Source organism: Bradyrhizobium liaoningense (genome assembly GCF_018130785.1).
GTDB lineage: Bacteria > Pseudomonadota > Alphaproteobacteria > Rhizobiales > Xanthobacteraceae > Bradyrhizobium > Bradyrhizobium liaoningense_A.
Window position 1 is genome coordinate 18,273 of sequence record NZ_JAFCJT010000010.1, and the last position, 20,162, is coordinate 38,434.

At 65.2% G+C, this 20,162-nt stretch carries 21 protein-coding genes; 19 read left to right on the forward strand and 2 right to left on the reverse strand.

Annotated elements, in window-relative coordinates; translation table 11 throughout:
• The first annotated feature begins 89 nt into the window (after window positions 1-89).
• Genes JQ627_RS20685 through JQ627_RS20725 form a run of 9 tightly spaced genes read left to right on the forward strand, consistent with a single transcriptional unit; the run spans window position 90 to window position 8,903 of the window.
• Entirely contained in the window at window positions 90-1,046 is a 957-nt protein-coding gene (locus JQ627_RS20685; protein ID WP_212486000.1) for an N-carbamoyl-D-amino-acid hydrolase, read from the forward strand.
• A gap of 36 nt (window positions 1,047-1,082) precedes the next feature.
• Entirely contained in the window at window positions 1,083-1,910 is an 828-nt protein-coding gene (locus tag JQ627_RS20690; protein ID WP_212486001.1) for an ABC transporter substrate-binding protein, read from the forward strand.
• The gene (locus JQ627_RS20695) at window positions 1,907-2,764 is read left to right on the forward strand and encodes an amino acid ABC transporter permease (RefSeq protein WP_212486002.1); all 858 of its coding nucleotides are present in this window, start codon (window positions 1,907-1,909) and stop codon (window positions 2,762-2,764) included. Before JQ627_RS20690 ends, JQ627_RS20695 begins: the two co-directional genes overlap by 4 nt.
• Complete coding sequence (locus JQ627_RS20700; protein ID WP_212486003.1) at window positions 2,761-3,525, forward strand: amino acid ABC transporter ATP-binding protein; 765 nt, start codon at window positions 2,761-2,763, stop codon at window positions 3,523-3,525. Before JQ627_RS20695 ends, JQ627_RS20700 begins: the two co-directional genes overlap by 4 nt.
• A gap of 16 nt (window positions 3,526-3,541) precedes the next feature.
• A complete protein-coding gene (locus tag JQ627_RS20705) occupies window positions 3,542-4,372 on the forward strand; it encodes an ABC transporter substrate-binding protein (RefSeq protein ID WP_212486004.1) in 831 nt (276 codons plus the stop codon).
• Window positions 4,359-5,243 carry a polysaccharide deacetylase gene (locus tag JQ627_RS20710; RefSeq protein ID WP_212486005.1) on the forward strand — a complete coding sequence of 295 codons (885 nt, stop codon included), beginning with the start codon at window positions 4,359-4,361 and terminating at the stop codon, window positions 5,241-5,243. Before JQ627_RS20705 ends, JQ627_RS20710 begins: the two co-directional genes overlap by 14 nt.
• An 8-nt stretch (window positions 5,244-5,251) precedes the next feature.
• Window positions 5,252-5,908, forward strand: coding sequence for an aspartate/glutamate racemase family protein (locus JQ627_RS20715; protein WP_212486006.1), 657 nt, complete (start codon window positions 5,252-5,254; stop codon window positions 5,906-5,908).
• Between the two features lie 41 nt (window positions 5,909-5,949).
• Window positions 5,950-7,533 carry an ABC transporter substrate-binding protein gene (locus tag JQ627_RS20720; RefSeq protein WP_212486007.1) on the forward strand — a complete coding sequence of 528 codons (1,584 nt, stop codon included), beginning with the start codon at window positions 5,950-5,952 and terminating at the stop codon, window positions 7,531-7,533.
• Window positions 7,530-8,903 (forward strand): amidohydrolase family protein, encoded by a 1,374-nt coding sequence (locus JQ627_RS20725; protein ID WP_212486008.1) that lies wholly within the window; start codon window positions 7,530-7,532, stop codon window positions 8,901-8,903. The genes JQ627_RS20720 and JQ627_RS20725 overlap by 4 nt, the downstream gene beginning before the upstream one ends.
• Here the strand turns inward: JQ627_RS20725 and JQ627_RS20730 are convergent.
• Complete coding sequence (locus tag JQ627_RS20730; protein ID WP_212486009.1) at window positions 8,893-9,816, reverse strand: LysR substrate-binding domain-containing protein; 924 nt, start codon at window positions 9,814-9,816, stop codon at window positions 8,893-8,895. The genes JQ627_RS20725 and JQ627_RS20730 overlap by 11 nt on opposite strands.
• 273 nt (window positions 9,817-10,089) lie before the next feature.
• Here JQ627_RS20730 and JQ627_RS20735 point away from each other — a divergent pair, with 273 nt between their 5' ends.
• The 10 genes from JQ627_RS20735 (at window position 10,090) to JQ627_RS20780 (ending at window position 19,166) form a co-directional block, all read left to right on the forward strand.
• Entirely contained in the window at window positions 10,090-11,124 is a 1,035-nt protein-coding gene (locus JQ627_RS20735) for an ABC transporter substrate-binding protein (protein ID WP_212486010.1), read from the forward strand.
• Between the two features lie 28 nt (window positions 11,125-11,152).
• A complete protein-coding gene (locus JQ627_RS20740) occupies window positions 11,153-12,193 on the forward strand; it encodes an ABC transporter ATP-binding protein (RefSeq protein WP_212486011.1) in 1,041 nt (346 codons plus the stop codon).
• Window positions 12,190-13,065 carry an ABC transporter permease gene (locus JQ627_RS20745; RefSeq protein WP_212486012.1) on the forward strand — a complete coding sequence of 292 codons (876 nt, stop codon included), beginning with the start codon at window positions 12,190-12,192 and terminating at the stop codon, window positions 13,063-13,065. The genes JQ627_RS20740 and JQ627_RS20745 overlap by 4 nt, the downstream gene beginning before the upstream one ends.
• A complete protein-coding gene (locus tag JQ627_RS20750; RefSeq protein WP_039153716.1) occupies window positions 13,062-13,868 on the forward strand; it encodes an ABC transporter permease in 807 nt (268 codons plus the stop codon). The genes JQ627_RS20745 and JQ627_RS20750 overlap by 4 nt, the downstream gene beginning before the upstream one ends.
• 8 nt (window positions 13,869-13,876) lie before the next feature.
• On the forward strand, window positions 13,877-15,073 hold the full coding sequence (locus JQ627_RS20755; RefSeq protein WP_212486013.1) for an FAD-binding oxidoreductase: 1,197 nt from the start codon (window positions 13,877-13,879) through the stop codon (window positions 15,071-15,073).
• 27 nt (window positions 15,074-15,100) lie between these two features.
• Window positions 15,101-15,397 (forward strand): (2Fe-2S)-binding protein, encoded by a 297-nt coding sequence (locus JQ627_RS20760; RefSeq protein ID WP_212486014.1) that lies wholly within the window; start codon window positions 15,101-15,103, stop codon window positions 15,395-15,397.
• Window positions 15,394-16,812, forward strand: a complete 1,419-nt coding sequence (locus tag JQ627_RS20765) for an NAD(P)/FAD-dependent oxidoreductase (RefSeq protein WP_212486015.1) — start codon at window positions 15,394-15,396, stop codon at window positions 16,810-16,812. Before JQ627_RS20760 ends, JQ627_RS20765 begins: the two co-directional genes overlap by 4 nt.
• Window positions 16,809-17,930 (forward strand): FAD-binding oxidoreductase, encoded by a 1,122-nt coding sequence (locus JQ627_RS20770; protein ID WP_212486016.1) that lies wholly within the window; start codon window positions 16,809-16,811, stop codon window positions 17,928-17,930. The genes JQ627_RS20765 and JQ627_RS20770 overlap by 4 nt, the downstream gene beginning before the upstream one ends.
• Window positions 17,931-17,945: 15 nt before the next feature.
• Window positions 17,946-18,293 carry a RidA family protein gene (locus JQ627_RS20775; RefSeq protein WP_212486017.1) on the forward strand — a complete coding sequence of 116 codons (348 nt, stop codon included), beginning with the start codon at window positions 17,946-17,948 and terminating at the stop codon, window positions 18,291-18,293.
• Between the two features lie 147 nt (window positions 18,294-18,440).
• Window positions 18,441-19,166 carry a hypothetical protein gene (locus JQ627_RS20780; protein WP_212486018.1) on the forward strand — a complete coding sequence of 242 codons (726 nt, stop codon included), beginning with the start codon at window positions 18,441-18,443 and terminating at the stop codon, window positions 19,164-19,166.
• Here JQ627_RS20780 and JQ627_RS20785 read toward each other — a convergent pair.
• Entirely contained in the window at window positions 19,156-20,004 is an 849-nt protein-coding gene (locus JQ627_RS20785; RefSeq protein WP_212486019.1) for a tetratricopeptide repeat protein, read from the reverse strand. The genes JQ627_RS20780 and JQ627_RS20785 overlap by 11 nt on opposite strands.
• Window positions 20,005-20,162 lie beyond the last annotated feature (158 nt).

The following is a 20,162-nucleotide window of genomic DNA, read 5'->3' on the forward strand; positions in this document are numbered from 1 at the left end:
GCTTGCGCGTAATGGCCGCGGATTTGCACGTCGCATCAAAGGGTTCATTCGCCCATTGAGGCAGCACTGCGCACAGATTGGAGGCAATCTTGGTTCGTGTCCTTCGCGCCGCCGCCGCTCAGATGGGGCCGACGCAAAAAGCCGATACGCGTGAGCATACGCTGAAGCGGATGCTCGACATGCTGGAGGAGGCCGCCCGCCGCGGCGCCAGCCTCGTGGTGTTTCCGGAGCTTGCCTTCACCACCTTCTTCCCGCGCTGGCTGCTCGAAGGCGAAGCGCTCGACCATTATTTCGAGCGCGGCATGCCGAACCCGGCCGTTGCAAAACTGTTCGACCGGGCGCGCGCGCTGCGCGTCGGCTTCTATGTCGGCTATGCCGAGCAGACAGCAGATGGCCGCCGCTATAATTGCGCCATCCTGGTCGATCGCGACGGCGAGATCCTCGGCCGCTATCGCAAGGTGCATCTGCCGGGCTCGGTCGAGCCGCGCGAAGGCGCGCGCTACCAGCAGCTCGAGAAGCGCTACTTCGAATATGGCGATCTCGGCTTTCCTGCTTTCCGTGCCGGCTCGTCCTGGGCCCACGCCATCATGGGCATGATGATCTGCAACGATCGCCGCTGGCCGGAATCCTGGCGCGTGCTTGGCCTGCAAGGCGTCGAGCTCGTCTGCATCGGCTACAATTCGGCGGCCTACGATCCCAATGGCGGCACGACGGAAGACGGAGCGCTCCGCACCTTCCATTCGACGCTGGTGACGCAAGCCAACGCCTACATGAACGCGACCTGGGCGATCTCGGTGGCGAAGGCGGGCGAGGAGGACGGCTCCGGGCTGATCGGTGGCTCCTGCATCGTCGATCCCAATGGCCGCATCGTCGCGCAAGCGCAGACCTTGGCCGACGAGGTGATCGTCGCCGACCTCGATCTCGACCTCTGCCGCCAGGGCAAGGACAAGATGTTCAACTTCGCCGCCCACCGGCGACCGGAGCAATACAGGGTGATCACCGAGCGCGCCGGCGTCATCGAGCCGGCCGTTCTCGACGCGGACTGACGGGATCTCTCCAACGGCGTTGGCAAAGGAGCTGACATGACACGTCTCTCGCATTTCCTTGGGCTAGCAGCATTGGTTGCCGCGACGTCCGCACAGGCGGCCGAGCTTCCGGCGGAGATCAAGCAGGCGGGCACGCTGAAGCTCACAGTCAACTCCACCTACGCGCCGATGGAATATCGCGATCCCGCGACGAACGAACTCGTCGGCCTCGACATCGATCTCGCCAACGAGCTCGCCAAGCGGCTCGGCGGCCTCAAGATCGTCTGGAGCGAGACGCCGTTCGCCGAGCTGATCCCCTCACTCCAGACCAGGCGTGCCGATTTCATCATCTCCGGCATCTCCGACCGCGCCTCGCGGCGCGAGACCGCCGATTTCGTCGACTACCTCGGAACCGGTCCGCAGTTCTTCGTGATGGCGGAGAACGGCGCCAAGGACGCGACCGATCTCTGTGGTAAGAAGGTCGGCACCACGCGCAGCACCAGCTTCCCGGTCGAGATCGAGAAGTGGAGCAAGCAGAATTGCGAGCCAGCCGGCAAGCCGGCCATTCAGTACGTCCCGGGCGAGAATTCTATCGACGTCCGCAACCAGCTCAAGCAGGGCCGCATCGACGCCGCCGTGCAGGGCAGCGAGACGCTGCCTTACGCGCAGACACAGGAGCGCGGCAAATATCGCGTCGTCGGCGAGCCGTTCGCCAAAGGCTATCAAGGCATCATGTTCCGCAAGGACGACACCGTCTTGCGCGAGGTGGTGACGGAGAAGCTCGCGGCCATGATCGCCGACGGCTCCTACAAGGCCGTCCTCGACAAATGGGGCCTCGGCGCCAACGCGGTCGCCCAGCCCATGCTGAACGCGGCGCCGCAATGAAGCCGGCGCCGGCGCTCGCGGAGGGGTTTCCCGATCTGTCGGGGATGCGGATCGCGCGCGAGCCGCACTGGTTTCGCTGGCTCAGCGCGGCCCTGATCGTCCTCGTGCTGGCGGCGATCGTGCGCGCCTTCGCCGGCGGTCAGATCGAATGGTCCTATGTCAGCCGCTTCCTGACCGCAAAAGTCATCCTCGAAGGCATCGTCAACACCATGGTGATGGCGGTGCTGGCAATGGCGCTCGGCATTGTCCTCGGCATTGTCGTGGCGATCATGCGGCTGTCGCCCAATCCGGTGCTGAAGACGGTCGCGGCCGGCTACACCTGGCTGTTCCGCGGCACGCCGCTGATCCTGCAATTGCTGCTGTGGTTCAATCTCGCGCTGGTGTTTCCGACCATCGGCATTCCCGGCCTGTGGAGCGCGCGCGCCGTCGACGTCATGACGCCGTTCCTCGCGGCGTTTCTCGGCCTCGGCATCAACCAGGGCGCCTACACGTCCGAAGTGATGCGCGCCGGCATGCTGTCGGTCGACATCGGGCAATACGAAGCGGCGCAGGCGATCGGCATGGGGCGGCTGCGCGCGCTGCGGCGGATCGTCCTGCCGCAGGCGATGCGCGTGGTGATCCCGCCGCTCGGCAACGAGTTCATCGGCATGGTGAAGGCGACCTCGCTCGCGAGCGTCATCCAGTATCCGGAACTGCTGCACAACGCCGAAAATATCTACTACGCTAATTCCCGCGTGATCGAGCTCCTGATCGTCGCCGGGCTCTGGTACCTGCTCGTGGTCTCGATCCTGACGCCGCTCCAGATGCTGCTCGAACGCCGTTTTGCCCGCGGCACATTGCGGCTAGCGCGATGACAAAACCCCTCGTCGCGATCCGCTCGGTCAGCAAGAGTTTTGGAGAGTTCCAGGCTCTCAAGACCGTCTCGCTCGACGTCTGGCCCGGCGAGGTGATGTGCCTGATCGGCGCCTCCGGCTCGGGCAAGACCACGCTGCTCCGCTGCATCAACCAGCTTGCCGCGATCGATGCCGGTGGCATCTGGCTCGACGGCGAACTCCTGGGCGTGCGCGAGCAGGGCGGGAGACTCCATCGACTTAACGAGCGCGCGATCGGGCGGCAGCGATTGAAGACCGGCATGGTGTTCCAGCGCTTCAACCTGTTTCCGCACAAGACGGCGCTGGAGAACATCACCGAAGGCCCGCTTCAGGTGCAGGGACGCAAGTCCGACGAGGTGCGCGCGGAGGCACTCGAACTGCTCCGGCGCGTCGGATTGTCCGCCAAGGCGGACTGGTATCCCGCGCAGCTCTCCGGCGGCCAGCAGCAGCGCGTGGCGATTGCGCGCGCGCTCGCCATGAAGCCGATGCTGATGTTGTTCGACGAGCCGACCAGCGCACTCGATCCGGAACTCGTCGGCGAGGTACTCGCGGTCATGAAGGAACTGGCGCGCAGCGGCATGACCATGATGGTGGTGACACACGAGCTCGGCTTCGCGCGCGAGGTCGCAGACCGCGTCGTCTACATGGATCAGGGTGCTATCGTCGAGCAGGGACGCGCATCGGACGTGTTGGGCGCACCGCGCGAGGAGCGCACCAAGGCATTTCTTTCGGCAGTGATCTGAAAATGGGGGCGCGTTGATGAAAAGACTGTTGGTTGCGGCGGCGTTCGTAGGCGCCATGGGTGCTTCGGCTCTAAGTGTTCAGGCTGGGGCGATCGAGCTGCCCGCGGAGATCGCCAAGCGCGGCAGCATCAAGGTGGCGCTGGTGCCGAACTATCCGCCGATGGAGTTCCGCGATCCCGCCACCAATACGCTGTCCGGCTTCGACATCGATCTCGGCGAAGCCATCGGCCGCAAGCTCGGAATCAAGATCGAATGGCAGGAGACGAGCTTCGATCAGTTCATGCCGTCGATCTCGACCGGCCGTGTCGACGCGATCCTCTCCGGCTTCACCGACTACGCCAGCCGGCACGAGACGGCGACCTTCATCGACTATCTCCGTACCGGCCCGCATTTCTTCGTGCAGCAGTCGCGTGCGGCGGAGTTCAAGGACATGGCCGCGTTCTGCGGCAAGAAGGTCGGCGCCAGCCGCCGCACCATGTTCCCCGCCATGATCAATGCCTGGAGCGAGAAGAGTTGCGGCAGCACCCCGGTTGTTTTCGTCGGCACCGACGGCTCGGCTGACGCCCGCACCCAGCTGAAGCAGGGCCGCATCGACGCCGCCGTACAGGGCAACGAGACCCTTCCTTATATCATGGACCTCGAACCCGGCGCCTATACGCCGGTCGGCACGCCCATCGCGCCGCAATTCATCGGCATCGCCATTCCGGTCAAGGAAAAGGCGCTTCAGCAGGCCATGCTGGAGGCGGTCGACGCGCTGATCGCCGACGGCAGCTACAAGACCCTGCTTGCCAAGTGGAAACTGACTGACAACGCACTCGAGAAGGCGACCATCAATGCTGGACAGTAAGGCACTCCAGAGCATCCCGCTCGTCCCGGCCAACACCGCAGATCCCGCGCCGGAATATCCCTGGCCGAAGCCGTACAATTCGGCGATGTTTCTCTCCTTCGACGTGGACGCGGAGAGCGCCTGGACCAGCAAGGACGCCGTTCACGCACAGCGGCTCATCACCATGAGCTATGGTGGCTATGAGGCGCGCGTCGGCACGCCGAAGCTGCTGGAGTTGCTCGACCAGCTCGACCTCAAGGCGACCTTCTTCGTCACGGGATGGTCGGTCGACGCCCATCCGGCGATGGCCGAATCCATCCTCAAGGCTGGCCACGAGATCGGTCATCACGGCTATCACCATCTCTTGCCCGATCCCGGTGACCCCTGGATTGAGGAGGAGCTGGAGCGCGGCTTCGAGGCGCTGAAGCGCCGGCTCGGCGTCAGGCCGACCGGCTATCGCGCGCCTTACGGCGAATTCACCGAGGAGCTGCGCGTTGCGCTGGTGCGCCACGGCATCGTTTACACGTCCTCGTTCCGCGACGATGTGCGGCCCTATCGCCATCGCCTCGCCGACGGCAAGCTCGGCACGATCGAGCTGCCGGTGACCGCGAGCTATGACGACTGGATGCACGGCCTCTCGGCCCGTTTCAGCCCGCGCTCGATCTTCCCCAAGGAGCACGTGCTCTCGATCTGGAAGGACGAGCTCGACGAAACCAGGGACTGGGGTGCGATGGTGACGACGGTGCTGCACCCGCAATGCAGCGGCCGTCCGATGCGGCTGCGCCTGCTGCGCGAGTTCCTGACCTACGCAAAGTCGTGCCCTGACGTCTGGATCACGACCGGCGAGAAGATCGCGGAAAACTTCCTGCGCCACGAAGCCGGTAGCCGCTGAGTACTGTCATGACCCGTCGTCGCATCCTCGTCATCAACCCCAACTCCTCGGCGTCGGTGACGGCGGCGATCGACGAGGCGGTCGCGCCGCTGCGCATCGCCGGCGGGCCTGACATCGAGGTGGTCGGCCTCGCCGAGGGACCGCCGGGCATCAGCTCGCAGCGCGATGCCGACAGCGTGGTCATGCCGCTGGTCAACCGTGTGTCGCGCGACAATGCGGATGCCTTCGTGCTTGCCTGCTTCAGCGATCCCGGCCTGCATGCGGTGCGCGAGGCGGCAGGCACGCGCCCGGTGATGGGGATCGCCGAATGCGGCATCTTCCGCGCGCTGATGCTGGGCGAGCGGTTCGGCATCATCGCGCTCTCGCCGTCGAGCATCCGCCGCCAGCAGCGCATGGCGCGGGTGATGGGCGTCGACAGCCGCTATGCCGGAAGCTGGTCGGTCGGCGCAAGCGCGGCGGAGACGGCAGGCGCCGATATCCGCGGTCGATTGATCGAGGCCGGCCGCGCGCTGGTCACGCAATGCCGCGCCGATGTCGTGGTGATGGGCTGCGCCGGCATGGCCTCGCACCGCGCGGCCATTGCGGAGGCAACCGGCGTGCCCGTCATTGAGCCCGCACAGCAGGCAGTCGCGGCCGCGATCGGGGCGGTCTTGTTGAATACGTAAGAAGAATCCACGCAGTTCGATTCCGTCAGGAGCCCTTTGTAATGCCTATCTCCCGCCGTTCGCTCCTTGGGGCTGCCGCTGCAATGCCGGCGCTTTCGCTGCCGGGCATCGTTCGTGCCGAAGCGCAGAGCACCTTGCGTTTCATTCCCGTCATCGACCTTGCCTTCGTTGATCCCATCTATTCGACCGCGCAGGTGTCGCGAAACCATGGCTTCATGGCCTACGATACGCTCTACGGCATGAGCTCCTCGCTGCAGGTCTCGCCGCAGATGCTGTCGGGACACGCTATCTCCGGCGACCAGCTCCAGTGGGACCTCACGCTTCGCGACGGCCTGTTCTGGCATGACGGCGAGCGCGTGCTCGCCCGTGACTGCGTCGCCAGCATCCGCCGCTGGGCGGCGCGCGACGGCTTTGGTGGCGAGCTGCTGGAGGCGACCGCCGAGCTGTCTGCCGCTGACGACCGTACCATCCGTTTCCGTCTCAAGCGTCCGTTCCCGCTGTTGCCTCAGGCGCTCGGCAAGGCCGCGATCAATCCCTGCTTCATGATGCCCGAGCGGCTGGCGAGCCAGGATCCATTCAAGCCGCTGACCGAGGTCATCGGCAGCGGGCCGTTCCGCTACCTCGCCGACGAACGCGTGCAGGGCGCGCGCAACGCCTACGCCAAGTTCGATCGCTACCAGCCGCGCACCGACGGCAAGCCGGATTGGACTGCGGGCCCGAAGATCGTGCATTACGATCGCGTGGTCTGGACCACCACACCCGATGCCGGCACCGGCGTCGCCGCGCTTCAGACCGGCGAGCAGGACTGGCAGGAGACCACGCCGCACGATCTGCTGCCGATCATCAAGGCGGCCGGCGATATCGAGACGCGCATCCTCGATCCCAGAGGCTACGCCTGCATGCTGCGCCTCAATCATCTGCAGCCGCCGTTCGACAATCCTGCCGTGCGCCGCGCGCTGCTGGGTGCGATCGACCAATCCGCCTTCATGACAGCCGTGGCCGGCACCGATCCGGCCTTCCAGGTGTCGCCGATCGGCTATTTCGCGCCTGATACCCCGATGGCGAGCGACGTCGGCCTCGAGGTGTTCCGCGGCCCGCGCGACTACGCCAAGGTCAAGGCCGAGCTGAAGGCCGCCGGTTACAATGGCGAGAAGATCGTGGTGCTCGTCCCGACCAATTCGCTGGCGCAGAAGCCGCTCGGCGAGATCGCGGTCGACAGCTTGCGCAAGGCCGGCATGAACGTCGAATATGCCGGGCTCGATTTCGCCGTCGTGTTGCAGCGTCAGCTCAAGAAGGAGCCGATCGGGCAGGGCGGCTGGAGCGCGGCGGTCGGCAACTGGCAGGGTATCGACTGGCTCAATCCGGCCGGCAACACCAATATCCGCGGCGAAGGCAAGGTCGCTGGCTGGTACGCGAGCGAGAGGATGGGGGCCTTACGCAGCCAGTGGCTGGCCGCCTCCGAGCTTGCAGAGCAGCAGCGCATCTGCCGCGAGATCCAGGCGGTGGCGTTCGAGGAAATCCCCTATATTCCGATCGGCCTGTACAAGCAGCCGACCGCCTATCGCAAAGCCATCACCGGCATTCTCGACGGCACCGCCGTCTTCTGGAACGTACGCCCCGCATGAGCACCACAGCAATCTTCGGCAGCTATGTGCTGTCACGGAAAGACGGCGCGCAGGACGTGCTACGCGACCATTGGGTTCTGGTCGAAGGCAAGACCATCGCGGCGGTCACCCGCGACAGGCCGAGCGCGGACCAGGTCTATGATCGTCCCGGCCGCTTCGTGCTGCCGGGGCTGCTGAACCTGCACAATCACTGCTTCTCCGAGGCGGTGGCGCGCAGCCACAGCGAGGACGGCAACGGCCGCAAGAACAACCAGAGCATCGTCTATACGGTGCTGTTGCCACTGACCAAGCGCGGCGCCGATATCTTGTCGGCGGAGGAGCGGCTCGCGGTTGCGCGGCTCGGTATCCTCCAACTGCTTAAGGGCGGCGCCACCACGGTCATGGAGCCGTTCCGAAATTCGATTCCGGAAATGTTCGATGCCGCCGAAGAGATGGGCATCCGCTTCTACGGCGCGCCCTATCTGTTCTCGACATCCGATGCCAAGGCTGGCGCCGATGGCGTGGTCCGTTACTCCGGCGATGACGGTACCGCCGACATGGCGACCTGGGATGCGCTCTACCAGCGCTGGAACAACCGCGGCGACGGCCGCATCAGCCTTGCCATGAGCCCGCATGCCACGGACACCTGCGGTCCCGATCTGTTGAAAGCCTGCGCCACCCGGGCGCGTGAGCTTGGCGTGCCCATCACGACGCACATGGCGCAGAGCCGCGCCGAGGTCGAGACCATCGGCAAGCGCTATGGCGGCCGCACGCCGGCAGAGTACCTGGACTGGCTCGGCCTGCTCGCGCCCGACCTCATGGCGGCGCACTGCATGTTCAGTTCCGACGACGATCTCAAGCTGATGGCCGCGCGCGGCATGACCGTGCTGAACTGCCCGCGCGTGTTCGCGCGTGCCGGCGTCACCGCCGCGTTCAGCCGGTTCGCGGAGCATGGCGTGCGCACCGTGGTCGGCACCGACGGCTACAACATGGATCTGCTCGGTGAGCTCAATGCGGCCTCGCTGATCTCCAAGATTACTTCACAGCGCGCCGATGTCGCGAACTCGCCCGAGCTGATCGAGGCGAACACGGCCGTGGCGGCCGACGTGATCAAGCGGCCGGACCTCGGCCGGATCGAGCCGGGTGCGACGGCCGATCTCACCGTCGTCGATCTCACCCATCCGCATCTTCAGCCGCTGTTCGATCCGCGCCGCGCGCTGATCGCGCTCGCCAACCGCGCCAACATCGATCAGGTCATGGTCGACGGCCGCGTGCTGGTCGATGCCGGCCGCTATCTCGGCGCCGACGAAGCCGCGATCACGGCGGCGGGCACCGCCGCGATCGGCAAGATCTGGGACCTGCCGGAGGCACAGGCCGCGTTCAACGGCTGATCGCGGCCTCGGGCAGGTCGTCGAATTCGGCGAGCGCCTTGCGCATGGTCTCGACCAGATCCAGCGCCACCGGCGACGGGCTGCGCTGCGCGGGAAAGACGGCGGAGAATTCGAAGTCGATGCGCGGCAGGAAGCGGCGCACGACGACCCCGCGGGTGGAGAATTCCTGCGCGGTGAAGGGATCGCAGATCGCGACGCCGAGTCCTGACGACACCATGCCGCACATGATTTCCGACAGCGTGGTCTCGACCCTGAGCACGCGGCGGACATCGTGGCGATGGAAAACCTGATCGACGAGATGCCGGCTCGACGTCCCCGAAGACAGCGAGATGAAGGTCTCGCCCTCGAAGTCGCGCGGCTCCAGCACTTCCTTCTCCGCGAGGCGATGACCTGTCGGCAGCACCGCGACGCGCGCGGGCGCGGGAAGTTTCTGGCTCGGCAGGCCGGAATGCGCGATCGGCACCTCGGCAAAGCCGACGTCGCATTGGTTGTTCAGCACCCAATCCACCACGATCGGCGAGATCACGCCGAAGAAGGCGAGGTTGAGGTTCGGCCGCTCCTTCAGGAAGTGACCGGTCAGCCGCGGCAGGTAGCCGTTCGACAGCGCCGGCAGTGCCGCGATCCGCAGCGAGCCGGTGCGGCGGCCACGGATTTCCTCCGCCGCCGCAGTGATGCGCTCGAGGCCCACGAAGGAACGCTCGACTTCAGTGTAGAGCGCCATCGCTGCGGCGGTCGGCACGAGGCCGGTGCCGCGCCGCTCGAACAGCTCCATCTTCAAGAGCGCCTGGAGGTCGCGCAGCAACCGGCTGACCGCCGGCTGCGTCACCTTCATCAGCGCCGCCGCCTCGGTCACGCTCCCGGTCAGCATCGTCGCGCGGAAGGCCTCCACCTGCCGCGAATTGATCCGCGCCATCCCAGTTTCCATTCATAACATTTGCGCATGCAGAGGGTGCCATTATTCATTGGACGATGGAAGTATAGGTTTGCGATCTTTTTCATCAGGACTGGAGACAGCCCGCTTTTTCGGCAGATTGGAGGGGTTTAGACCTCCAGATCGTGCCAAAACCCGCCGAAGCAGGGGCCGGAGCCCTGTCCGGAGAGGATTTGCGCGGAAGGAAATGCGGAAGGGCTTCCGTCAGAGATTTTTCGGCACGTCACCTCATCCCGGTATTGGAGATCGGTCCATATGAAGACTCTCAGCCTGCTGACCGCGGTCAGCATTGCAGCGCTCATCGCCGTCCCGTCGGCCGCCCCGGCCCAGCAGAAAACGCTCTACGTCGCCGGCTACGGCGGCTCGTTCGAGAAGACGATCCGCGATGAGGTCATCCCCGCCTTCGAGAAGGAGAACGGCGTCAAGGTCGAGTACGTCGCCGGCAACTCCACCGACACGCTGGCCAAGCTCCAGGCGCAGAAGGGCAATCAGCAGATCGACGTCGCCATCGTCGACGACGGCCCGATGTACCAGGCGATTCAGCTCGGCTTCTGCGGCAAGCTCGACGGTCTGCCGGCCGATCTCTACGACACCGCGCGCTTCAAGGACGATCGTGCGGTCGCGATCGGCATCGTCGCCACCGGCCTGATGTACAACACCAAGGTGTTTGCCGAGAAAGGCTGGGCGCCGCCGACCTCGTGGAACGATCTGAAGGACACGAAATACGCCAAGCAGCTCGTCATCCCGCCGATCAACAACACCTACGGTCTCGAAGCGCTGGTGATGCTGTCGAAGATGAACGGTGGCGGTGAGACCAACGTCGATTCCGGTTTCAAGATTTTCAAGGAGCAGATCAACCCGAACGTGCTCGCCTATGAGCCGTCGCCGGGCAAGATGACCGAGCTATTCCAGTCCGGTCAGGCCGTGATCGCGGTGTGGGGCACCGGCCGCGTGCAGAGCTTCGCCAACACCGGCTTCCCCGTCGATTTCGTCTATCCGAAGGAAGGCGCGGCGACGCTGCTGACGACGGCGTGTCCGATCACCAAGCCCAATGCCTCGCCGCTTGCGTCCGGCTTCGTCAAGATGCTGCTCGATCCAAAGATCCAGCTCGTGATGCTGAAGGACTACGGCTACGGCCCGGTGCTGAAATCACTGGTGGTACCGCCGGAGCTCGGCAAGATGGCGCCGATCGGCGAGCGCGCGGCAAAGCTCTATAATCCGGACTGGACCGTCATCAACGAGAAGCGCGAGGAGTGGACCAAGCGCTGGAATCGCGAGGTCGAGCGCTGATCTGATCGTTCGTAGCGGAGACAGCGTTATGGCCTATCTCGAGCTCGATCGGGTCGCCAAGCAGTTTGGGGCGCAGACTGTGGTCGATGACTTCAGCCTGTCGGTGGGGAAGGGGGAGTTCATCTCCTTCCTCGGCCCGTCCGGCTGCGGCAAGACCACGACTCTCCAGATGATAGCGGGCTTCCTCGATCCCACCCACGGTGCGATCCGCCTGGAGGGCAAGGACCTGACCGCGATCCATCCGGCCAAGCGCGGGCTCGGCATCGTGTTCCAGAGCTATGCGCTGTTTCCGCACATGACGGCGGCGGAGAACGTCGCCTTCGGCCTGGAGATGCGCAATGTACCGCGCGCAGAAAGAGCCGAGCGCGTCCGTGCCGCGCTCGCGATGGTGGGCCTCGCCGGTTACGAGGATCGCCATCCGCGCCGGATGTCCGGCGGGCAGCAGCAGCGCGTGGCGCTGGCGCGGGCGCTGGTGATCAAGCCGAGCGTGCTGCTGCTCGACGAGCCGCTCTCCAATCTCGACGCAAAACTGCGGGAAGAGATGCAGATCGAGCTGCGCCAGATCCAGCGCACCATCGGCACCACCACGATCCTCGTTACCCACGACCAGAACGAAGCGATGTCGCTGTCCGACCGCATCGTGGTGATGAGTCAGGGCAAGATCGAGCAGATCGGCACGCCGCAGGAAACCTACGAGAAGCCGTCCTCGGCATTCGTCTCGCAATTTCTCGGCAAGACCAACGATTTTGCCGCGACGATCGATCGGACCGCCACGCCGGCGCGGGTGACGGCGGGCTCCTGGAGCGCGCCGGCGCCGGTGGGCCTTAGCGGTCCCGTGACTGTCAGCATTCGCCCTGAAAGAATCGGCTTTGGCGCTACGGGGCTCAACGCAAAGATCGTCACGCGCATCTTCCAGGGCAATCACTGGCTGTTCCAGTGTGACAGCGAATGCGGGCCGGCGATTGTGATCCGCCAGAATGATGGCGAGAGGCAGCCGGCCGAGGGCGAGGCCGTTCACCTCGCCTGGCGTCCCGAGGACATGAGTGTGCGCAGCGGAGCCTCCGCATGAGCGCGGCCGCCGAAGAGCCCAACACGCGTGCGCCATGGGCGCTGACGGCGCCCGCCTTGATGCTGTTCGTCGGCGTGCTGCTGATTCCGCTCGCCATGACCGTGATGCTGTCGTTCCACGACTGGGGCCAGTACAAGGGCATCGAGCCCGTCTTCATCCTCAAGAACTGGCACGAGATCGCGACTGATCCCTATTACGCAGAAATGTTCTGGCGAACGTTTCGCATCGCGATCCTGACCACGCTGCTCACCGCATTGCTTGGCGCACCGGAAGCCTACATCCTCAACCGCATGGACGGCCGCTGGAAGAGCTTTTTCCTGCTGATCATCCTCGGGCCGCTCTTGATCTCCGTGGTGGCGCGGACGCTTGGCTGGGCGCTGCTGTTCGGCGGCAACAACGGCCTCGTCAACAAGCTCCTGATGTCGCTCGGAGTGATCCGCTCGCCCATTCCCTTCATGTTCACCGAGACAGGGATGGTGGTCGCGCTCGCCCATGTGATGATGCCGTTCATGGTGCTGTCGGTGTGGGCCGCGCTGCAGCGGCTCAACCCGCAGATCGAGAACGCCGCGATGTCGCTCGGCGCCGGGCCCGTGACCATCATCCGCCGCATCATCATGCCGCAGATCATGCCGGGCGTGCTGTCGGGGGCGATCATCGTGTTCTCGCTCTCGGCCAGTGCCTTCGCGACGCCCGCGATCATCGGCGGCCGGCGGCTCAAGGTTGCGGCGACGCTGGCCTATGACGAATTCCTCAACACGCTGAACTGGCCGCTCGGTGCAGCGGTCGCGACGCTGCTGCTGGTCGCGCTCGTGCTGATCGTCGTCGGCAGCAACGCGCTGATCGAGCGCCGCTACGCGGAGGTGTTCCGATGAGCCGGAACGGCCCGCTCGCGCTGATCTTCCACACCATCTTCGTCATCGTCATGGTGGCGCCGATCCTGGTCGTGTGCCTGGTCGCCTTCACGCCCGAGGGCTTTCTGTCGCTGCCGACCAACGGCTTCTCGCTGCGCTGGTTCAGGGCGATCGCCAACTATCCCGAGTTCATCCACGCCTTCTGGGTCAGCCTCGGGCTCGGCGCGCTGTCGTCCCTCGTGGCGCTGCTGTTCGCTGTGCCGGCGGCGCTGGCGATCGCGCGCTACCGCTTCCGCGGCCGCGATGCGCTGGCGGCGCTGTTCCTGTCGCCGCTGATGATCCCGCATGTCGTGCTCGGCATCGCCTTCCTGCGTTTCTTCACCTCGGCCGGCCTCGGCGGCAGCTTTGCCGCGCTGATCATCGCGCATGTCATTATTGTGTTTCCGTTCGCGTTGCGGCTGACGCTGGCGGCGGCGACCGGCATGGACCTCTCGGTCGAGATGGCGGCAGTCTCGCTCGGCGCCAACGGCTGGACGCTGTTTCGCCGCGTGACGCTGCCGCTGATCCTGCCCGGCGTCATCAGCGGCTGGGCGCTCGCCTTCATCCAGTCCTTCGACGATCTCACCATGACCGTCTTCCTCGCCGCACCCGGCACCGAGACGTTGCCGGTGCGCATGTTCCTTTATATCCAGGACAACATCGATCCGCTGGTGACGTCGGTCTCGGCCTGCGTCATCGCGATCACCATGACCGCCCTCATTCTGCTCGACCGCTTCTACGGGCTCGACCGTGTGCTCGCCGGCAAGGGCGATACGGGACGATAGGAGAACTCATGTCTAAAGCGTTGCCGAGCGAAGTGGGCGCCGGTTCGCGTGAAGAAAACGCGTCAAAACTAAAGTCAGAATACGACGTCGCCGTAGTCGGCGGCGGATTGCTCGGCTCCGCCATTGCCTGGGGCCTCGGCCGACTCGGCAAGCGCGTGGCCGTGCTCGACGAAGGCGACATCACCAAGCGCGCCTCGCGTGCGAATTTTGCGCTGGTCTGGGTTCAGAGCAAAGGTCTGGGCATGCCCGCCTATACCGTCTGGACCTTGCGGGCGTCGGAAGCCTGGGGCCGGCTTGCTTCAGAGCTGAAGCAGCAGACCGGGCTGGACGTCTCGCTTCAGCAGAATGGCGGCTTCCATCTCACGCTTGGAGATGACGAATTCGGCCAGCGTACCGAGCTGGTCAAGCGCATGCACAACCAGACGGGTGCTGCCGATTACAAGATGGAGATGCTCTCCGCTTCCGAGGTGAAGAAGTCGCTGCCGCTGATCGGGCCGGAAGTTTCCGGCGGCAGCTTTTGTCCGCTCGACGGTCACGTCAATTCGCTGCGAACCTTCCGCGCCTTCCATACCGGCTTCAAGGAATTCGGCATCGACTATTTCCCGGAGCAGCCCGTCTCGGCGATTTCGAAGAGCGGCGGCGAGTTCCGCCTGACCACGCCGAAGGGCGAGTTGCGCGCCGCCAAGATCGTGCTTGCTGCCGGCAATGCCAACCAGACGCTCGCGCCGATGGTCGGCCTCTACGCGCCGATGGGCCCGACCCGCGGCCAGATCGTGGTGACCGAGCGCACCATGCCGTTCCTGCCGCATCCGCTGACCACGATCCGCCAGACCGACGAGGGCACGGTGATGATCGGCGACAGCAAGGAAGACGAGTTGGATGATCGCGCGCTGAAACATTCGATCAGCGCGGTGATGACCGATCGCGCGCAGCGGATGTTCCCGCATCTGTCGCGGCTCAACGTTGTCAGAAGCTGGGCCGGCATCCGCGTGATGCCGCAGGACGGCTTTCCGATCTACGACCAGTCGGAGACGCATCCCGGCGCGTTCGTCGCCTGCTGTCATTCCGGCGTGACGCTCGCCTCCAACCACGCCTTCGAGATCGCACGCATGGTTGCGCAAGGCGCGCTCGAGCCGGAGCTGGTCGGCGCGTTCTCGGCGAGCCGCTTCGGCGGCACGGGCGCCGCGAACAACAGCGGCTATTAGAGATATCAAGGAGCCAAGAGGCATCCCATGTTTAAGCGATCCGAACAGGACAAACGGCCACAGCTGCAGATCTTCGTCGACGGCGTAGCCGTCGCGGCGCGGCAGGGCGACACCGTCTCCGCCGCGCTGTTGGCCTCCGGCCGCGACGCGCGCCGTTCGACCGCAGTGAGCGGCGCGCCCCGTCTGCCCTATTGCATGATGGGCGTGTGCTTCGACTGCCTCGTCACCATCGACGGTGTCGGCAACCGCCAGGGCTGCCTCGTGCCCGTCGCCGAGGGCATGCAGATCGAGATTCAGAAGGGCAAGCGGGAGATCGGAAAATGATTGTGGCTCCCAAACGCGAAGACTATGACGTCGTGGTGATCGGGGCCGGGCCCGCCGGCCTCGCAGCCGCCGCGACCTCCGCCGAAGCCGGCCTGTCGACGCTGCTGCTCGACGAGAACATCGGCCCCGGCGGCCAGGTGTTTCGCGCCATCTCATCGACGCCGGTCACCGAGCGCAACCAGCTCGGCGCCGACTATTGGGTCGGTGCGGATCTCGTCCAGGCGCTACGCGCGAGCAATGCTGAAGTCATTCATCGTGCGACGGTCTGGAGCCTCGACCGCAACCTCGAAATCGCTGTCTCCATCGGTGGCGCGTCCGCCTTCGTCAAGGCGAAGCGCGTGATCCTGGCGACCGGCGCGCTGGAGCGGCCGTTCCCGATTCCCGGCTGGACGCTGCCGGGCGTGATGACCGCGGGTGCCGCGCAGACCATGCTGAAGTCGTCGGGGCTGGTGCCGGACGGACGTACGGTGATCGCGGGGCAGGGGCCTCTGCTCTGGCTGCTCGCCGCGCAGATTTTGCGGCTCGGGGGCCGCATCGACCGCATCCTCGACACCACCCAGCGTGGCAACTACTTCGCGTCCCTGCCGCATGCCTTCGCCTTCCTGACCTCGCCCTATTTCATCAAGGGCCTGACAATGATGCGCGAAGTGAAGGCCAAAGTGCAGGTCGTATCAGGCGTAACCGAGCTTTCGGCATCCGGTGATGGCCAGCTCGCGAACGTGAGTTATGTCGCGGGCGGCAAGCGCGAGACCATTCCTGCTGATCTGTTGCTGCTGCATCAGGGCGTCGTGCCCAACGTCAATCTGGCGATGTCGGCCGGTGTCGAGCATCGCTGGGACGATCTGCAATTGTGCTGGTCGCCGCTGCTCGATGCGAGCGGCAATTCGTCGGTCGCCGGCATTGCGATCGCCGGTGATGGCGCCGGCATCGGTGGTGCCAATGCAGCCGTGGTCCGTGGCCGCATCGCGGCGCGCGCGGCAGTGGAAGCGTTGGCGCCTGCGGCTGCCGCAAAGCTTGCGCCGATGGCGGCGCTCCGTGCCGATCTCGCCAAGGCCGAGCGCGGCCGCGTCTTCCTCGACACGCTGTTCCGCCCATCGCAGCAGTTCCGCATTCCCGCAGGTGACACCATCGTCTGCCGCTGCGAGGAAGTCACTGCGAAGGACGTTCTCGATGCCGTCGCGATCGGCGCGACCGGGCCGAACCAGCTCAAGGCCTATCGCCGCACCGGCATGGGTCCATGTCAGGGCCGGCTCTGCGGCCTCACCGTCACGGAGTTGATGGCGCAGGCGCGCGGCAAGACTCCGCAGGAGATCGGCTATTACCGGCTCCGCGCGCCGGTGAAGCCGATCACGCTCGCCGAACTCGCCGCCGTTCCGAAGAGCGAGGCGGACATCAAGGCCGTGGTGCGCGGATGACGAAAAACGTGGATGCGATCGTCGTCGGCGGCGGCATCCACGGATGCTCGACGACGCTGCATCTCTGTCTCGCCGGCCTGAAGCCGGTGCTGATCGAGAAGGACTATGCCGGCCGGCACGCCTCCGGCGTCAATGCCGGCGGCGTGCGTCAGCTCGCAAGGCATATCCCCGAGATCCCGCTCTCGATCCGCTCGATGGGCATCTGGGAGAAAATCGAAGACCTGCTCGACGACGATTGCAGCTTTGAGAGCCACGGCCAGGTTCTCGTCGCAGAAAACGAGGAGGAGCTCGCGGTCTGCCGCGCACGCGTCGCCGAGCTCAACGCGCTCGGCTTCACCCACGAAGAGCTGATCGACGCGACTGAACTACGGCGCCTCGTGCCGGCGGTTGCCGAGACCTGTCCCGGCGGCGTGGTCTCGCGCCGCGACGGCGCGGCCAATCCGGCGCAGACCACGACCGCGTTCCGGCGCAAGGCCGAGCAGCTAGGTGCGACCGTGCGCGAAGGCGTGGCGGCCAGCAACATCCGCTACAGCGGCGGTCTCTGGCGCGTCGATGTCGGAACGGAGAGCTTTGCCGCGCCGGTGCTCGTCAACGCTGCGGGCGCCTGGGCCGGCAAGATCGCGGCCGCGCTCGGCGAGCCCGTTCCGGTCGAGACCGTGGCGCCGATGCTGATGATCACCTCGCGCGTGCCGCATTTCATCGATCCCGTGGTGATCCTGCGCGGGCGCAAACTGTCCTTCAAGCAGTTCTCCAACGGCACCGTGCTGATCGGCGGCGGTCATCTCGCGACGCCCTACCAGGACCGCAACGAGACGGTGCTGGACTGGAGAAGCCTCGCGACCAGCGCCCGCACCGTGTTCGAGCTGTTCCCGGTGATGCGTAGCGCCACCATCGTGCGCGCCTGGGCCGGCATCGAGGCGAAGATGAAGGACGATATTCCCGTGTTCGGGCCAAGCAGCCGCCACAAGGGGCTCTATCACCAGTTCGGCTTCTCGCTGCACGGCTTCCAGCTCGGCCCCGGCGCCGGCGCGGTCATGGCGGAGCTGATCGTCAACGGCGGCACCCAGACCCGTGTCAGCGATCTCGGCATCGACCGCTTCCATCCGACCACGCTCTAACAACAAGAGGACATCATGAGCATCACCCGCAGCATCCGCACGCCCATCATGCACCGCGCCGTCGAAGCCAACGGCTTCGTCTTCGTCGGCGGCACCATCGCCGACGACACCTCGGTTTCGATGGGTGAGCAGACCCGCAACATCCTCGGCAAGATCGCCGGCTATCTGAAGGAAGCCGGCACCGACAAGTCACGTGTCGTCAGCACCTCGATCTTCGTCACCGATCTCTCCAAGAAGAAGGAGATGGACGCGGTCTGGACCGAGTTCTTCGGCGACAATCTGCCGACGCGCGCCACCGTCGGCGTCGCCGATCTCGGCGGCGGCGCGCTGATCGAGGTGGTGGTCACCGCACTCAAGGGCTGATGGCGCTATTGCCTCTTCTCTCGGCTCTTCCTCTCGGATCTCCTCACGGATCCGTGATCGAAACATGACGAAGATATAATGTTCGGAGTCGGCTGCGACACTTTGACGCGCGGCCGGTTCCGTTTATCAGTAGGGCATCTGTCGGAAATGCCCATGTCCTCGCAGACCAACAAGAACAAGCTGACGATCAAATTTCGCTGCCCCGGAGAGCTGGAGGGACTGCTGCCGCAGCCAACCCCGGCGAATCTTGGCGTTCCCGACTGGCTCAAGTCGATGCCGGCGACGGCCTTCAGTGCCCTCAACCAGCAGGACGACGAAACGATCAAGCGCTGTCCGCCATTCATCGATGCGATGACATGCGGTTTCCTGATTCCGCTGATGTGCGATCTCCGGGTCGAAGACGGCGAGGTTAGCTGGGACAACGATATCCCGCCGGGCGGCGAGATCGATTTTCCGCGCTCCCCGATCAGCTTTCACGATCAGGGGCAGCTGACGGGCTCGCCGCTGTTCGAAGACGATCGCTTCGTCATCAAGTTTCACAATCTCTGGACCATCGAGGCACCGGATGGCTACGCGTTGTTCTTCACGCATCCGGTCAATCGCTTCGATCTGCCCTTCACGACGCTGAGCGGTCTCGTCGATTGCGATCGCTATCGCGACAGCTGGATTCACTTTCCGGCCCACTGGCACAACACCAGCTTTCGCGGCGTGCTGCCCAAGGGCACGCCGATCGCGCAGTGCATTCCGGTCAAGCGCGAGGACTGGAGCAGGCAAACCTCTGCCTTTACGGAAGACGAGACGCAGAAAGTTCACGCCTTGCGCGCCGCGCTGAAGCGCGAGCCGGGTCTGTATCGGCGAAAATTCAGGGCGTAGTCACCGGCTCGGGTTCGCGTTCGAGGAATTTCGCCGCCGCGCTCGGGCGAAAGAAGAAGCGGCCATGCGACGAGGTCGCCATCGCGAAGGCGGCGCGACTGAGCAGGTGCGGCCGTCCGCGAAGCACCAAACGCAGAGCGGTTTCGCCGCTGGTGCGTTCGCCCATCTCCATCAGGCAGATCGCGAGATTGGCGCGCGACAGCGTGTCGCCGGGGCGAAGCCCGAGCGCGTGGCGATAGGTGTCGGCGGCCTCGGCATAGGCCCCGTCAAGCAGCTCCGCCCAGGCGAGTTCGGTGAGGACATCGGGGCGTCCCGGCGCAGCGCTGCGCGCAGCGGTCAGGACGCGGCGCGCTTCGCTGCGATTGTTGTTGCGCACATGCATGCGGCCCATGTCGAGCTGCAGGTCGATGCTGCCGGGCGCGAGCGCAAGGGCCTGCTCGATGATTCCGATCGCCGCACCGATCTCGCCGGCATTCGCGAGCTGGCCCGCGAGTTCCTGAAACGCCGGCAGATAGGGCGGCCGGCGGGCGGCGGTCCGGCGCAATTGCGCGATTCCGTCATTCGCTCGTCGCGCGCCGCACAATGCATGGCCGAGCAGCGTCTCGACTTCCGGATCGTCATTGCGCTTGGCGGCACGTTCGAGCGGAGCGATCGCCTCCTCCGTGCGGCCGAGGCCGATCAGCGCGTGCGCCAGGATCATCACCGCGTTGCGGTCCGTGCGATTGGATTTGAGAGCTTCGCTTGCAAGCCGCGCTGCAGCATCGAACTGCTTGTTTCGCAACGCCACGAAGGCTTGTTGCAGCAGTTGGGCGAGGGCGTTGTTCTGCCTGCCGTTCACGAATTGGCCTCTTGGTTGAGACTCGTCATTGAAAAAATTGGGCTTTATCCGCCTCTATCGCGCACGACGCGGAGCGTCCATCAAAGAGTTCGTGAAGTATTGAGGGCTTCGCCCGAGGACATGGCTTGATCTTGCCGCCCAGCGGGATTATCAGCGGG